Origin of the sequence: Candidatus Pantoea soli (assembly GCF_007833795.1) — a bacterium.
Taxonomy (GTDB): domain Bacteria; phylum Pseudomonadota; class Gammaproteobacteria; order Enterobacterales; family Enterobacteriaceae; genus Pantoea; species Pantoea soli.
Genome location: NZ_CP032702.1, coordinates 3,092,978 through 3,108,726, shown reverse-complemented (window position 1 = coordinate 3,108,726; position 15,749 = coordinate 3,092,978). Strand labels below are relative to the sequence as shown.

11 protein-coding genes and 1 pseudogene are annotated in these 15,749 nt (G+C 58.9%); 4 read left to right on the top strand and 8 right to left on the bottom strand.

Annotation, left to right across the window (positions count from 1 at the left end; all coding sequences use genetic code 11):
* Positions 1-9: 9 nt before the first annotated feature.
* A pseudogene (locus D8B20_RS14365) lies at positions 10-529 on the bottom strand (ferritin-like domain-containing protein).
* Positions 530-561: 32 nt separating this feature from the next.
* Positions 562-747, bottom strand: a complete 186-nt coding sequence (locus tag D8B20_RS14360) for a con-10 family general stress protein (protein WP_145890598.1) — start codon at positions 745-747, stop codon at positions 562-564.
* Between the two features lie 367 nt (positions 748-1,114).
* On the opposite strand from D8B20_RS14360, the gene D8B20_RS14355 reads away from it, so the two are divergent.
* A complete protein-coding gene (locus D8B20_RS14355) occupies positions 1,115-1,513 on the top strand; it encodes a NirD/YgiW/YdeI family stress tolerance protein (protein WP_145889493.1) in 399 nt (132 codons plus the stop codon).
* A 121-nt stretch (positions 1,514-1,634) separates the two neighbouring features.
* Here D8B20_RS14355 and uxuA read toward each other — a convergent pair whose 3' ends face one another.
* The 3 genes from uxuA to D8B20_RS14340 all read right to left on the bottom strand — a co-directional run bounded on the left by uxuA (position 1,635) and on the right by D8B20_RS14340 (position 6,768).
* Positions 1,635-2,699: a mannonate dehydratase gene (gene uxuA / locus D8B20_RS14350; RefSeq protein WP_145889492.1), complete on the bottom strand. Its 1,065-nt coding sequence runs from the start codon at positions 2,697-2,699 to the stop codon at positions 1,635-1,637.
* A gap of 131 nt (positions 2,700-2,830) precedes the next feature.
* Positions 2,831-3,535: a response regulator gene (locus tag D8B20_RS14345; RefSeq protein WP_145889491.1), complete on the bottom strand. Its 705-nt coding sequence runs from the start codon at positions 3,533-3,535 to the stop codon at positions 2,831-2,833.
* Positions 3,532-6,768 carry a response regulator gene (locus tag D8B20_RS14340; RefSeq protein WP_145889490.1) on the bottom strand — a complete coding sequence of 1,079 codons (3,237 nt, stop codon included), beginning with the start codon at positions 6,766-6,768 and terminating at the stop codon, positions 3,532-3,534. The genes D8B20_RS14345 and D8B20_RS14340 overlap by 4 nt, the downstream gene beginning before the upstream one ends.
* Positions 6,769-7,097: 329 nt before the next feature.
* On the opposite strand from D8B20_RS14340, the gene D8B20_RS14335 reads away from it, so the two are divergent.
* Positions 7,098-8,045: a sensor domain-containing diguanylate cyclase gene (locus tag D8B20_RS14335; protein ID WP_145889489.1), complete on the top strand. Its 948-nt coding sequence runs from the start codon at positions 7,098-7,100 to the stop codon at positions 8,043-8,045.
* 24 nt (positions 8,046-8,069) lie between these two features.
* Here D8B20_RS14335 and D8B20_RS14330 read toward each other — a convergent pair whose 3' ends face one another.
* Complete coding sequence (locus tag D8B20_RS14330) at positions 8,070-9,938, bottom strand: amidohydrolase (protein WP_145889488.1); 1,869 nt, start codon at positions 9,936-9,938, stop codon at positions 8,070-8,072.
* 204 nt (positions 9,939-10,142) lie between these two features.
* Here D8B20_RS14330 and D8B20_RS14325 point away from each other — a divergent pair, with 204 nt between their 5' ends.
* Positions 10,143-11,051, top strand: coding sequence for a LysR family transcriptional regulator (locus D8B20_RS14325; RefSeq protein ID WP_145889487.1), 909 nt, complete (start codon positions 10,143-10,145; stop codon positions 11,049-11,051).
* Between the two features lie 43 nt (positions 11,052-11,094).
* Here D8B20_RS14325 and D8B20_RS14320 read toward each other — a convergent pair whose 3' ends face one another.
* On the bottom strand, positions 11,095-12,684 hold the full coding sequence (locus D8B20_RS14320; RefSeq protein ID WP_145890596.1) for an MFS transporter: 1,590 nt from the start codon (positions 12,682-12,684) through the stop codon (positions 11,095-11,097).
* A 214-nt stretch (positions 12,685-12,898) separates the two neighbouring features.
* Between D8B20_RS14320 and D8B20_RS14315 the strand changes: the two genes are divergently transcribed.
* Positions 12,899-13,720, top strand: a complete 822-nt coding sequence (locus tag D8B20_RS14315; RefSeq protein ID WP_145889486.1) for an alpha/beta fold hydrolase — start codon at positions 12,899-12,901, stop codon at positions 13,718-13,720.
* A 170-nt stretch (positions 13,721-13,890) separates the two neighbouring features.
* On the opposite strand, the gene treF is transcribed toward D8B20_RS14315, so the two are convergent.
* Positions 13,891-15,549 (bottom strand): alpha,alpha-trehalase TreF, encoded by a 1,659-nt coding sequence (treF, locus tag D8B20_RS14310; protein ID WP_145889485.1) that lies wholly within the window; start codon positions 15,547-15,549, stop codon positions 13,891-13,893.
* Between the last annotated feature and the right edge of the window lie 200 nt (positions 15,550-15,749).

Genomic DNA, 15,749 nt, shown 5'->3' with positions numbered 1-15,749 from the left:
CGCGAAAACTTACTTCTTCGCTTCCACGCCTGGTGTGTCTGAACGAATCAGGAACTGTTCCGTCACGTCCGGCAGGTGGGCCAGTGTCCACTCCGCCATAGCAATCTCCTGCTCACGAATCCGGGTAAAGATCGCCACGCTTTCGCTGTCGTTCAGCTTCTGCGCAGCAGCAATCAGTGAGGTGTAGCTGGCAATTTCGAAGTTTTCGAATACGTTGCCGCTGATAGCGCCTTTTACCACTTCGTCTTACCACTTCGTCTTCGGTCATCATGCCGCCCATGGCCTGGCCAAACGCAGAAAGTTTGCCTGCGGTGTCTTTGATCACCGAACGGGAAGTGTCATAGCGATCAATGACGCTCTGTACCAGCGTTTGCTGTTCGCGGGTTTCTTCAATGTGCTGTTCAATGCGCTGCCGGAGATCCGGATAGTGTTCCAGTCGGGCGGCCATTTTTTCCAGCATGCTTTCGGCCTGCTTTTCCATGGCATGGGCATCTCTGACCCAGTCGAGAAAATGTTCCTGGCTGTTCATGATGTTCTCCTTCGTTGACAGAGGTTTAACGGTTACTGACTGGCAACTTTCGCTACCGTACGACGACTCTTTTTACCGCCTTTGCGGCCAGCTTCAATGGCCCGCTCCGGGTTATTACGAAAATTCCCGCCGCTGACTTGTCCGCCTTTTTTGCCCGCTTCGCGAGCGCGTTCAGGATTCATGGCGAAATTACCTGCACCACCACGTGGATTGCTCATCATTAACTCCTCAGAGGTTCAAGATAATAAGTATTTCGAGTGCATGTTAAGGCTAGCGGTAATTTGATAATTAACAAGCTGGCTATTCAGGATTATTCCTAAGCTGCGTTTTATTAATCGGTTTTGGTTTTCAAAAAAATATTAACGACTGGTTTTTACAATTAATTTTTATACAAGCTAAAAAATACTGTACAACTATTTTACGGTTTCGCTTATAGCATTTTTGCTTTTTAGTTGTATGATTTTTAACGTTTATTTTTAAGGGTGATAAACGTGATTCATTCTCACTCTATGCGTTTGTACAATTTTTATCAGGTATTATTCTTAATACAGAAATTTAATTTTATTTTTTTATGAGAGGTGATTAATGTCGCAGCGTAACTTTTTATATGGACTTTTCTTTGCTGCGTTTTTCGTCAGCGCTCAGGATAAAGGCGGATTTAATCCGCATGGCACGCCGCCCGCACCGCAAGACCAGAAAAGTGGCTATCGCGCAATCACGGATGGTCAGCAGCAAATTATGAGTGGCACGCTGGCAAAAATACCCGATAACACATCGGTTTCCATGAAAGGAAATATTATTAAGCAAAGCGGCAAACAGCACTACCTGCTGCGCGATGAACAGGGCACGGTAATGTTACATATTGCGGATGCGCTGTGGAAAGGGCAGGAAGTGAAGCCGGACGATCTGGTGGCGGTGCACGGAACGCTGCAGCGCTCGGCAGGACGTATGCTGGTTCAGGTCACAGCGATACAGCGTTTATAGCACCCGACGGGTATCGCTGGGCACGTAAAAGCGGCGGCTTTCCTTCTGCCGTCCGCTGCGCTGGCGGGCTGCACCGCGCCACCCGCCGGCAAGGGCGCAGGCCAGTGTCTCCGGCCCCGGGTTAGCGTTTAGTTAAGGCTTCCCACAGCCCCAGCAGATAGGTGGTGCCCAGCGCGCGGTCATACAAGCCGTAGCCTGGCCGGCCGGTTTCACCCCAGATAAAGCGGCCGTGATCGGAACGGATATACCCGGTAAAGCCATTGTCATACAGCGACTGCAGCACCTTATACATATCCAGCGATCCGTATTCCGTGGGGTGCGCGCACTCGTAGAAATCTTTGTCCTGAATGATTTTGATGTTGCGTACATGCGCAAACGGAATGCGTCCGCGCGCCGCAAATTCGGCCAGAATGGCATACACATCGTTTTGCGGATCTTCTGCGATTGAACCGGTGCACAGCGTAATACCGTTGGCCTCCGAGTCAACCGCACGACAGATCCAGTCCAGATCGTCGCGATTCTTTACGATGCGCGGCAGGCCAAAGATCGAATACGGCGGATCGTCCGGGTGGATGGCCATCTTCACGCCGACCTCCTCGCACACCGGGATCACTGCCTTAAGGAAATAGGCCAGATTGGCGCGTAGCTTCGCTTCATCCACCTCTTTATAGCGGGCAAACAGCGTCTGAACCTGCGCCAGACGTTCTGGTTCCCAGCCGGGCAGGGCAAAGCCGTTGGCGCTGCCCAGCACCTCCTGCACCACCTCATCAAGGCTTTTATCAATGCCTTTCTTTTCAAAGGCCATAGTGACAGAGCCGTCCGGCAGCACGTAGTGCATATCGGTCTTCATCCAGTCAAAAACCGGCATGAAGTTGTAGCAGATCACTTTAACGCCAGCGGCGGCCAGATTGCGGATCGTCTGCTGATAATTGTGGATGTAGCGATCGCGGCTCGGCAGGCCGATCTTGATGTCATCATGGATGTTGACGCTTTCAATCACTTCCACCGTCAGCCCGGCCGCCTGCACCTGATCCACCAGCGCGCGGATCTTCTCCGGCGGCCAGATCTCGCCAGGCGGCACATCGTACAGGGCGCCCACCACGCCGCGCACGCCCGGCACCTGCCGGATATATTCCAGTGAAATCTTGTCTTCTTTCGGACCAAACCAGCGCATTGTCAGCTGCATCGTGTTCTCCGCCGTTAAGCTGCGTATCGGGTAACTGCCAAACTACCATACTAGAATTCATGATGGCAGTCGGACACCGTCTTCCCGTGATGATCCCGATCACAGAACAGCGTTTCTGCGCCGCGCCATCGTCAGTGCGTGATCACCAGTTCGCTGAAATGCTGCTTGTAGTTGAACAGTTCCAGATCGGATCGCAGTCCCAGCTTGCGCAAAGCCGCCTGTTTCTGGCCGCTGATGGTTTTACGGCTGCGCGCATATTTACAGGCAATCTGTGTGATGCTCAGGCCATCGAGATAACAGCGGATCACCTCAATTTCACGCGGGCTCAATTCACGCAGCAGGGGCGTGATATCGTCACCGTTCTGGCGCGGCGTCAGGTAATCGTGCATCTCCCGATCGCTCTCGTTGAATTTTTCCAGCGCCAGCAGCATGTCCGCGGTCAGAAAACGCTTGCCGCGACAGATCTGATGAAGCGCCGCGACCAGCACTTCCTGCGGCTGGCTTTTGCCCACAAAGCCCTGCACGCCCTCTTTCAGCAGCAGTTGAACGATGGCCGGTTTCTCCACCGCCGAAGAGACCAGAATGCGCAGCTGCGGATAGCGCAGGCGCAACTGCCTGACCATCTGCAGACCATCCAGCTGGTCTTCTCCCAGCATATAATCCAGCACCAGCACATCGACCGGCTGCTGCTGCAGAAAGGTCATCAGCGGCTGACGCTGGGCAAAGGCGCCAGCCAGCACCAGCTGCGGCTCCTGCGCTAAAAGATACTGTATGGCTTTGCCAATCAGCGGGTGATCATCCAGCACGGCAATCTGCCAGACAGTGCAGTCCTTCATGATATTTCCTCTTCAGTTTGATGCGTGTTGAGCGCATGGTGAAACAGCGCTTCCAGCTGTGTCACGGCGGTTGTGACCTCAGGCAGGCACTGCCGCAGCTGCACGATCTGCTGCTGTGCGGCCGCCTGCTCAGCGGCGTGGCAGGCCTGTTGTAAGGCGTCGGCCCGCAGTAAGCGGGCGCTGCCCAGCAGCTGATGCGCGGCATGGCGGGCAGCGGCAAAATCCTGCTGCGCCACAGCCCGGGTCAGCTTTGCCAGATCCCAGGCGTTTTGCTGACCGGCGGTGACGATTAAATCGCGCCACGCCTGCGGGTTATTGGCGGCGAGATTGTCCAGCGTTAACAGCGCCTCATTGCGTGCCGGGCTGACCGGGGCGCCGGTGATGACCTGCAGCAGGTGGCTGCGCTCCAGCGGTTTAAACAGGCAGCCATTCATGCCCGCTTCCTGTGCCTGCAGGGCGATGCGCTCTTCCGCCATCGCTGTCAGGCCATACACCGGCACCGCACGGCGCACCAGCCTCTTCTCTTCGGCCCGCAGGCGGCGGGTGAATTCAAAGCCGTCCATCACCGGCATGTTGCAGTCGGTGATAATGCGGTCAGGCTGGTTTTCCCGCCACAGCGCCAGCGCCGCTTCGCCGCTGTCGGCCACCAGCACATGATGACCGGCATACTGCAGCTGCTGCGTCAGCAGCAGGCGATTGGTGGCGTTGTCATCAACAATCAGAATGCGCAGCGCCACGTTTTCCGGCGTCGGCGCTGCGCAGGGCGACTCCTGCAGCAGCAGCGCCGGCTCCGCGCGAAAGCGCAGCATGAATACGCTGCCTTCACCAGGGGCGCTCTCCACCTGCAGTTCGCTGCCGAGCATCACCGCCAGCCGGCGACAGATATTCAGGCCAAGGCCGGTGCCGCTGACGCGATTGCTGCCCTGATCCACCTGAATAAAGGGTTCAAAAATTGCCTGCTGCTGCTCCGGCGTCAGACCGCTGCCGCTGTCGCTGACTTCCAGCACATACACCGGCTCGTCGTCCGCCTGATACAGCGCAATCTCCACTTCACCGGCGTGGGTGAATTTAAGGGCATTGCTCACCAGGTTAGAGAGGATCTGCTTCAGGGCCACCGCATCAAAACAGACCTGATCCTGCTGCAGTTCCAGCCGGGTATGCAGCGCCAGCCCTTTGTTTTCTGCCACCTGACGGAACAGCGCTTCGCAGTCCCGCACCACTTCGCTCAGCGACATGGGCGCTAAGCGCACGCTGAAATGGCCGGACTCGATTTTGGCCAGATCCAGAATGTCCCCCACCAGCGACAGCAGCGAGCGCGACGAAGCCCAGGCCACATCAATGTTTTTCTGCCGCTGTTCCGGCGTGCTCTGACCGAGGTGCTCAATCTCCAGCAGCCCGATCAGCGCCGCCAGCGGCGTGCGGATCTCGTGACTCATGTGCGACAGAAACGTGCTTTTTGCCTCGCTGGCGCGCACCGCCACCTCATTGGCTTTGCGCAGATCAGCCATCAGCGATTCGATATGCCGCAGCTGCTGGCTGATCTCCTGCTCATGCTGACGCTGCTTAATCAGCGACGCTTTCAGCAGATGGTTACGCCACAGGAAAAACAGCAGCCCGAGTCCGGCCACCGCCACAATGCGCAGCAGATAGCGGTGATAGCTCTGCCAGGCGGTGGTGGTGGCCGGCGGCGTGTATTTAATCCAGCGATCCCTCAGCGACTGCAGGGTGGGCTGCGGAATATCGGACAGCGCTTTATTCAGGATCGACAGCAGTGGCCGATCCTGCGCATTAACCGCCATGGCCATGCGGAACATCGGCAGCGGCGCGACAAACGCCACTTTGAAGCTGTCACCCAAATGGTTATTCAGCAAAAACAGGGAGGACTCATACGGCACGATAAAACCGTCGATTTGCTTCTCCTGCAGCTGCGCAACCGAATCGGCCGCGACCCGGTTCTCCTGAAACGTCATCTGCGGCCAGCGCTGACGCAGGCTGTCGCGGTAATACGCACCTTCATAGATAGCGAGGCGTTTGCCTGCCATCTCGTCAAAGCTGCGCCACGCACTCTCTTTACGGGTAATAACCACCCACGGCGAGTAAAGGAAATTGCGGCTGTAGCGGAGTGTGTCGTCAGGAGCCGCTGCATCACTGACCGCAATCAGCGCGTCCCGCTGCTGCCTCAGCTGCGCTTTCAGCCGGGGCAGCCCGTGCTGCGCCTGATAGTGGAAACGGATGCCGGTGCGCTGCGCGATCAGCTTCAGCAGATCCACGCTCAGCCCGGTCACGCGCTGGCGGTCGTCGGTAAAGGTAAACGGCTGATGCGTCGGGTCGTATTTCACCGTAATGTCGCGGTGCGCTTCCAGCCAGCGGGCCTCCTCGTCGCTGAAATCCAGCGGATGGTTCTTAACCACCGACTGATAATCCAGGCTCCAGGCTTCGGCAATCTGCACCGCGTTGCGCAGCGGAATATTTTTCAGTATTTCATCAATCGCCTCGATCAGCGGCCGGTTGGCTTCGCGCGTGGCGAAACGGGCATCCACATCGTTGGTATAGGGCGTTTTATGCCCCTCAATCACGTTGTGTAAACCGCGCTGCGACAAAAAGCGCTGGGTGGCAGAATTACTCCAGAACAGGGTGTTGTCGCTGAAGGCGGTATCGGTGTAGGCCCACAGCGGCGGCGCGGCCGGGGCCAGCGTGGCGTGCGGATAGCGCCGCTGCAGCAGGGCGCGTAAGACCTCATCACCGTAATAGAGCAGGCGAAAGCGCCCCTGATTCAGCGCATTTTCGCTGAAGGCATTGCGTTTACTGATCAGCACGCTCTGCGCCAGCGAGTAGGGCAGGCTCAGCAGCAGGTGCGTATCCTGATTGGCGGCCAGCGTGTAGTAAGGGATCAGGTCGACTTCGCCTTTGCGCAGCGCCTCCGCCAGCGCCAGTCGGCTCGGATACTGCTTCATTTTCACCGGCAGTTTCAGTGCCTTCGCGACAATCGCCAGATAATCCGCTGACAGCCCTTCATAGACATTTTTCTCAAACGAGACCGAATAGGGTGGCAGCGCGTTTTGCCACACGCCCACCCGTAAGGTGCGGTGCTTTTTAAGCCACTGCTGGCTGCTTTCCGGCAGGGTCACCTCTGGTGCCACCAGGCCATAGCGCGGCTCAAACGTAAGCGAGCCGGCAAGTGCGCGGGTGCACAGGCTCAGCAGAAAAATCAGGCTCAGGATAGGGTTAGCCACGCGTTGTCTCTTAACCGGGAACATGAAGTGCAGTTTCACAGCGACACGTATCCCGGCCATCATTAAGCGCGGGTTAAGAAAGTTCTTAAAATTTGGTGAAAATCTGTACGACAGAGAGACGGCAACGCGGTCGCGCCCGCACATTGCCGTACGTGACCCTGGCCGCGTGCGCCGGGCCGGCAAGCGAAGTGCGCTGCGTTTGCCGCTTTGCTTCGCCGTTACTGCTGGCGCGCCGGCCTTTTTCCGTGGTAAATCGGCTTTTCATTTGTCTGGTTTACAGAAAATTATCGACAGGCAAAATAACCCTTATTTCTCATTCCTCTGTCGATATGTCCGAAGAAGCGCTGCGTCAGCAGATTCAGAACCTGAAAAAGCATAATGCGCGCCTGAAGCGTATCGCGTATGACGCGCGTAACAAGCTCAGCGCGGCGCTGGATGGCACCGGGCTGTGCCTGTGGCAACTGGATATTCCCAGCGGCAAGCTGGTAATTTTTAACCGCCGCTGGGGCGCGATGCTGGGTTTTCAGCCGAACGAGAGCGAAGCCCGGTTTGAAGAGTGGCGCGCGCACCTGCATCCGGAGGATGCCGATGACGTGCTGAGAGCGTTTTACGATCATATCGAAGGGCGTGCGCCCTATTACGAAGCACTGCACCGCATGCTGGGAAAAAATGGTCGCATCACCTGGGTGCTGGATCGCGGGCGCGTAACCGAATGGGATGCGCAGGGCAATCCGCTGAAAGTCACCGGCACCCATATCGACATGACCAAAGAGAAGAACTACGAAGCGCAGCTCGCCATGCTGGCGCTTCACGATCCGCTGACCGGGCTGGCAAACCGTCACGCGCTGCAAAGCCACTTCAGCCAGCTGCTGGCGCAGGGGCCGCTCTGCATGGCGTTTATCGATCTCGACAATTTCAAGCACGTCAATGATACCCTCGGCCACCGCAGCGGTGATGAAGTGCTGATTCAGCTCAGCCAGCGCATCACGGAAGTCGTGCCCGCCAGCGTGGTAGTGGGCCGGCTGGGCGGCGATGAGTTTGTCCTGCTGCTGCCGTTTCTGATCGACTACCCGAAGGTGCGCATTCTGGCGCAGGCGGTGCTGGACGCCGCGCTGACCCCGTTTAATCTGGATAATGGTCATGCGCAGATTGGCGCCTCCATTGGCATCGCGCCGGTGCAGCCCCGCGACAGCTTTAACGATGCCCTGAAGCGGGCGGATGAAGCGATGTATCAGATCAAGAAGAACGGCAAGCAGGGATTCCGGCTGGCCGGGTAGCGCCATGCGCTACCCGGCGTGCGGTTAAAATGCGAAGCAGGAGCAGCCCAGCGCGCCCCAGAAGGCGTGATTATCTGACACCGGCACCGCCGACTGACGTGCCACATCGTGCGCATGGCTGTGCACGCCGCACGGGCCGCTGCACTGGTGCACCTTCGGCATCATGGCGGCGCGTCCGCTGGCCTGCGGCGGGGCGCTGCGATAGTGACCCGGCACGGTTGTCACCGGCGACCACTCTGGCAGCACCGGTACCGGCGGCGGCGCCAGCGGCGTAAAGCTGCCTGCCGCATAGACAATCGTGCCATCCACCAGCGTCAGCACGGATTCAATACCCTTGATCTCCTCCTCCGGTACGCTGAAGAAATCTTTCGACAGCAGCACCAGATCGGCCAGCTGTCCCACTTTGATCTCGCCTTTGGCGCTCTGCTCGTTAGAGAACCAGGCGCTGCCTTTGGTCCACAGCATCAGCGCGGTTTCGCGGTCGAGACGGGCGTTATCGTCATACAGCTGCATGCCCCCCACCGTGCGGCCGGAAACCAGCCAGTACAGCGCGGTCCACGGATTATAGCTGGCAACGCGGGTGGCATCCGTGCCCAGACCTACTGGTACACCGGCATCGAGCATACGCGCCACCGGCGGCGTCTGTCGGGCTGCCTCTTTACCGTAGCGGTCGACAAAATATTCGCCCTGAAACGCCATGCGATGCTGCACGGCCAGACCGCCGCCGAGCGCTTTCACCCGCTCAATGTTGGCTTCGGTGATGGTTTCGGCGTGGTCAAAGAACCAGTGCAGGCCATTGAAAGGAATATCGCGGTTCACCTTTTCAAACACGTCCAGCATGCGGCTGATCGATTCGTTATAGGTGGCGTGCAGGCGGAAGGGCCAGCGGTGCTCGACCAGATGGCGCACCACGCGCTCCAGCTCATCCTCCATGCCGGGTGCCAGATCCGGCCGGGGCTCCAGGAAATCTTCGAAATCGGCGGCGGAGAACACCAGCATCTCACCGGCGCCGTTGTGGCGCAGAAAGTCGGTGCCCTGACCCGGTTTGAGCATATCGGTCCACTTCGCAAAATCCTCCAGTTCATGACCGGGACGCTGGGTGAAGAGGTTATAGGCGATACGCACCGTCAGCTGCTTTTTCGCGTGCAGCTCGGCAATCACTTCATAGTCATCCGGATAATTCTGGAAGCCGCCGCCGGCATCAATGGCGCTGGTCAGGCCAAGGCGGTTCAGCTCACGCATAAACTGGCGGGTGGAGTTGACCTGCTGCTCCAGCGGCAGCTTCGGCCCTTTCGCCAGCGTTGCGTACAGCAGCATGGCGTTAGGACGGGCAATCAGCATGCCGGTTGGATTGCCGTTGCTGTCGCGCTGAATTTCGCCGCCCGGCGGGTTGGGAGTCTCTTTGGTGTATCCCACTACGCGCAGTGCGGCGCGGTTCAGTAGCGCACGATCGTACAGATGCAGAATAAACACCGGCGTGTCCGGTGCCGCCGCGTTGATCTCATCCAGCGTCGGCATACGGCGCTCCGCAAACTGGAATTCGCTCCAGCCGCCTACCACGCGTACCCACTGTGGTGAAGGGGTGCGCAGCGCCTGCTCGCGCAGCATACGCAGCGCATCCGCCAGCGACGGCACGCCTTCCCAGCGCAGCTCAAGGTTGTAGTTAAGGCCGCCGCGAATCAGGTGCAGGTGAGAGTCATTCAGCCCCGGGATGCCGGTGTGACCTCTTGCATCAATAATCTGCGTTTCGCTGCCGGCAAAGCGCATCACCTCGGCTTCGCTGCCGACGGCGAGAAAGCGGCCATCTTTGATCGCCACCGCCGTCGCCAGCGGGTTTTCGCGATCCACCGTATGAAATCTGCCATTGGTAAAAATCAGTGAAGCCGTCGTCATTGTGTTTTCTCCGTCAGATTCAGCGTGGCGGCCCGTCAGCCACGGTGTGGGGATGCGTCAGTCAGAGCCATCACTGCCATCGTCTCTCTGCTGTCGCGGCTAAAAAGGCTTGCGTCGTTGAAGAAAAAAATACGAAATGAGAGCCGTTATTGCTAACGGATTGTTTTGGCGTTGTTGTTCAACTTTTTTTGCGGAGGGTGGGGGATGCGTTTAAACCTGGAAGCGCTGCTGATTCTGGATGCGCTGGATCGTCATGGCACGTTTGCCGCGGCGGCGGCGCGGCTGTTCAAAACGGCCTCTGCGCTGAGCTACACCGTGCAGAAAATGGAGAGCGATCTGAAAATCACGCTGCTGGATCGCTCCGGCCATCGGGCGACGTTTACCCCCACCGGGCGGCTGATGCTGGAAAAAGGGCGGGCGCTGCTGCGGGCGGTTAACGAACTGGAGCAGCAGGCGCGTTATGTGGAGAGCGGCTGGGAGAGCCAGCTCACCCTGAGCGTGGATGCGTCGCTGCCGTTCAGCATTCTGACGCCGCTTATCGAACAGTTTTATCAGGAGCATCCGCACACCCAGCTGCAGTTCCGTCAGGACGTGCTCGCCGGCTGCTGGGAAGCGCTGCACTATGGCGAAGCAGATATTGTCTTTGGTGCGGTGCAGGAACCTGCCACGCGCAAAGAGATTATCTGCCAGCCGCTGGGGTGGCTGGAGTACGTGTTTGCCGTGGCACCCGACCATCCGCTTGCCACCGCACCGGAGCCGCTGCTGCGCGAACAGATCCGCCAGTACCGGGCCGTGACGGTGCATGACTCGTCGCGTCACGGCGCGGGGGTGGATTTGCGCGTGCTGGATGAGCAGAAAACCCTGAGCGTGCATGATTTTCCGGCGAAGCTGCAGGCGCAGCTTGACGGGCTGGGCTGCGGTTATCTGCCGCTATACCTGGCGCGGCCGCATCTGGCGGACGGCACGCTGGTCGCGCGGCAGCTGGACAGCGAATGCCGCCGCGATATGGCTTATCTGGCGTGGAATGAGAGCGCCTGTGGCAACGCGGCAATTTGGTGGCGGGAACGGCTGCCGGCACTGGCCGGCCTGCAGGAAATCTACGCACCGGCATAATGGCCGGCAGCGCGGCGCCGGCCGCACTGCCGCAACCGGCGGGCTAAATAGCGATATGGTGACTAACCTGCGGCGGCGCGTCATCCTGATGGAACTGCAGCACCGCCTGCTGCAGCGCGGCATCCGCGCGCGACACGCGCTGGTGCTGACGTAAATGCTCCTGCCATGACTCCACCATGAACCACTCCAGCAGCGCCTCGGGATCGTCTGTCTGTTCCATTAATCCCCAGGCGTACGCGCCATCACGACGACGCGCCTGCGCCAGGGGGTGAATAGCCTGTTTAAACGCGGCGCGATCGGCCTGCGGTACGCGATAGCGGATCTGAATCAGCACCGGACCGTGTCGCGTATCCACGCGATCGCTGACCACCGGTTCGGCCCAGTGCTGCGCCGGTTGCAGGTCGGCCTCGCCCGCAGGCAGCACCAGACGTTTCAGCAGCAGTGCGCTGAGCGTCAGGCCCGCCGCCGCCAGCAGCAGCGTGGTGGTCAGCCCGACCTGCTGCGCAATCACACCCCAGCTGAGGCTGCCGCCGGCCAGCGTGCCGTTAAACACCATCAGATAGACCGCCAGACCGCGTCCGCGCACCCAGTCCGGCAGCACCGCCTGCGCCACGCCGTTCAGGGTCGTCAGCGCGACAATCCAGCCGGTGCCGAGGATCACCATCAGCAGCAGCGCCAGCCACTGCGGCGGGCTCAGCGCCAGCGCGCCCATCACACCCGCGCTCAGCAGGGCCGCCAGCAGCATCAGCCCATCGTGGCTGAGATGACGACGCAGGCGTGGCAGCAGCAGTGCACCGCCAATCGCACCGGCACCTACTGCTCCCAGCAGCAGGCCATAGAAGCCGGCGCTGCCGTGCAGCATGGTGCGCGCCACCAGCGGCAGCAGTGCCCAGATGGCGCTGGCAAAGGCAAAATAGAGCGCTGCACGCATCAGCACGCGATGCAGCTCACGGCTGGCTTTCACATAGCGCAGACCCGCGCGGAAGGCACCCAGGAAGTGCTCATTGAGTTCGGTTTTGGCTTTTACCGGCCGCTTCCAGTAAAGCAGGGCGGCGATAACAAAAAAATAGCTGGCTACATCGGCACCGTATGCCGCCATGGCCCCGAGTGCCGCCAGCAGCATGCCGCCGGTTGCCGGGCCGATGGCGCGCGCAATATTGATGCCGAGCGAGTTCAGCGCCACGGCGTTTTTCAGCTCATGGCGCGGCACCAGTTCCGGCACAATCGCCTGCCAGGCCGGCCCGAACAGTGCAGCGCCAATGCCGCCGACAAACGTCAGGCCGATCAGCCACTCCACCGTCAGCCAGTGATTGTGCGACAGCAGCAATAGCGTACCGCTGACGCTGGCCATCAGCAGCTGTACTACAATCAGCAGGCGGCGACGGTCAACGATATCTGACAGCACCCCGGCAGGCAGCGCCAGCAAAAACACCGGCAGCGTTGCGGCGGTCTGCATCAGCGCCACCGCCGTGGGATTGTCGGAAAGGCCGGTGATGAGCCACGCACTGGCCACATCGCGAATAAAGCTGCCGGTATTACCCAGGACGGAGGCGGTCCAGATCAGGGCAAACAGCCCATAGCTGAAGGGGGAAAACGCGCTGCTGCGCGCAGGTGCAGGGGTGTGCTGGCTCATCATAGTTTTCCTGTCAGTAGGCGATGAATGCACCTTACGGCGCCGTTGCCCCGGCTGATAGCGGAAAAATTCGGCCAACTTGTACAAGGTTTTTTGACGGTGAAGACAGGCAAAAATTTTTTCACAGGTTGTCAAAATTTCTGCTTTAGGTTTTCTCTGCAGCGCACGTTAGTTTGATTGCCAGACACATCATCCCTGACGAACGGAGAGCAACATGAGCACATTCAAAACCAAAGATGGCGTTAACCTCTATTACAAAGACTGGGGCAGCGGTCAGCCGGTGCTGTTCAGTCACGGCTGGCCGCTGGATGCGGACATGTGGGACAGCCAGCTGAATTTCCTTGCCGAACGCGGCTACCGCGTCATTGCATTCGACCGCCGCGGCTTTGGTCGCTCGGAGCAGCCGTGGGAAGGATACGATTACGACACCTTTGCGGAAGATATTCATGGCCTGATTGAGCATCTGCAACTCAGCGACGTCACGCTGGTGGGCTTCTCCATGGGCGGCGGCGACGTCTCGCGCTACATTGGCCGCTACGGCACCGCCAAAGTGAAAGGGCTGGTGCTGCTGGGGGCGGTGACGCCGGTGTTTGGTAAAAAAGACGATCATCCGCAGGGAGTGGAGAAGTCGGTGTTTGACGGTATCAAAGCGGGCTTACTGAAAGACCGCGCGCAGTTTATCAAAGAGTTCGCCGCGCCGTTTTATGGCACCAATGCCGGGCAGAGCGTCTCTGACGGCGTGCTGACGCAGACGCTGAATATCGCGCTGCTGGCGTCGCTGAAAGCCACGCTGGATTGCGTCACGGCGTTTTCCGAAACGGATTTCCGCGCCGACATCGCCCGCGTCGACGTGCCGACGCTGGTCATTCACGGCAGCAACGACCAGATTGTGCCCTTTGAAGCCACCGGTAAGCTGGTACACGAGATGATTGAAGGCTCTGAGCTGAAAGTGTACGACAACGGCCCGCACGGCTTTGCGGTTACGCATCAGGATCAGCTGAACGCCGATCTGCTGGCCTTTTTGCAGGCGCACTAAATCCGTCACGCAGGCGGCCCTCAGCGCTAAATCCTGAGAGTAGGGCGGCCACAGCGCTCTTTATTGCGCAAAAAGAACGGGGGACGCGGCCATTGGCCACGTCCCCCGGTTTATTAATCCGCATTGCGAATGCGTAACGCAGACGGACATCCGCGCTCTTTGCGCGCGTTTCAGTCTGCCAGCAGATGTCCGTACATCGCCAGCAGGCGGCGCGTCACGCCGTTGGTCCAGCCGAAGCCGTCCTGCAGCGGATATTCACCGCCGCCGCCCGGACGCGCCCGTTCTCCGCTGATGTCATACTTCTCAACCAGCTTGTGGTGCAGTGAATAGAAGTTTTTCACGGTGGTCAGCCAGTTAACGGCAATCTCGGTGGCCAGTGTCTCTTCGCCATAATGGTTCAGGCCGATCACGGCCATCCACTGCAGCGGTGCCCAGCCGTTGGGTTTATCCCACTGCTCGCCACTTTCCACCATCGAGGTCACCAGCCCCCCCTGCGTCAGCAGCAGCTGGCGCAGCGCTACCGCCTGCAGGTGCGCCTGCTCCGGCGAGGCGAGACCAAGGAACAGCGGCACCACGGCGGCGGCGGTGAAGGCACCGAAGCGCTGGTGACGCCAGTCGTAGTCGCGGTATACGCCTGCGGTGTTGTCCCACAGATAGCGGTTAATCGCACGTTTGCGCGCCTCGGCTTTTTTCTGCCAGGCCAGCGCCGTCAGCTCTTCGCCTTTGGCGTGCGACAGGGTCGAAATCATCAGCTCCAGTTTGTACAGGAACGCGTTGAGATCCACCGGAATAAACTGGGTGGTGCGGATGCTTGCCAGGCGCTGCGGATCGCGCAGCCAGCGGGACGAGTAATCCCAGCCCGATGCGGCACCCGCGCGCAGATCGCGATACACTTCGCTGGCCGGCCGGCTCGATTTGCTGGCGGTCTCAACATCTTCCATCCACGACTCATCGCGCGGCGTATCGCGGTCATCCCAGTAACGGTTAAGCAGTGAACCGTCCGGCATGCGCACCACGTGGCGATAGGCCTGATGCGGCATCAGTTCGCCCGCGCCATCCATCCAGAACTGATACTCTTTCATCAGCTGATCGAGATAGCGTTTGGCACCGCGAATGCCATCTTCTTCAAACAGCTCCACCATCAGTGCGAACACCGGCGGCTGCGAGCGGCTGAGGTAATAGGTGCGGTTGCCGTTCGGCACGTGACCGTAGTTGTCGATCAGCCAGGCGAAATTGTCCGCCATGTGACGCAGCAGATCGTCGCGGCCCGCCTCCGCCAGCCCCAGCATGCTGAAGTAAGAGTCCCAGTAATAGGTCTCACCAAATCGTCCGCCAGGCACCACATATGGCTTCGGCAGCGGCAGCAATGAAGAATGCGGTAAATGCTGCTGCGGCATTTTGGTTAATACCGGCCACAGGTCGTCGATATGCTCCGTCAGGGTTTTATCCGGATTGGAGACATAAAAACTCTCGTTCACCTGTGGCAAATAAAAATGCTCGTGAACGAATTGTTCAAGGTTGAATTCCGCTGAACGCTTGCGGCGGCGATAACGAATCAGAATATCCAGCGGATCGAACTTAGGCGCGCAGTCCGGGAACGTTTTGCTGTCGGCAAAAATGCGCGACATCTGGACGTGCTCGAACAGCTCCAGATAGCGATCGGCAGGCGTAAGCGCATCCGGCGCAGGCAGGCCCTCAATCAGCTCTGGCTCCGGCTCCGAATCCTCCATGCCTTCGCGGATTAATTCGTGAGGATCGTATTGATACCCCAGATCAGCATGGGCTTCGTGTTCTCCGAAAGCTTGTTGTTGCTGGTGGATAGTATTAATAGCGGCCTCCTGAAATTGCCTGGTTGCTCAAAAGAGAAATTATAGATCCCCACGATGGCGAGACAACAATGCGAAATATCTATGAACGTAATAAATCTTGTCGATTGATCGGGAAAAAGCGTGAATTATCAGTGATTACAACGGACTATATTTCAGGAAATGCAAGCAGCCGGGTAACGGCTGCCAGAAATAGGGCGACA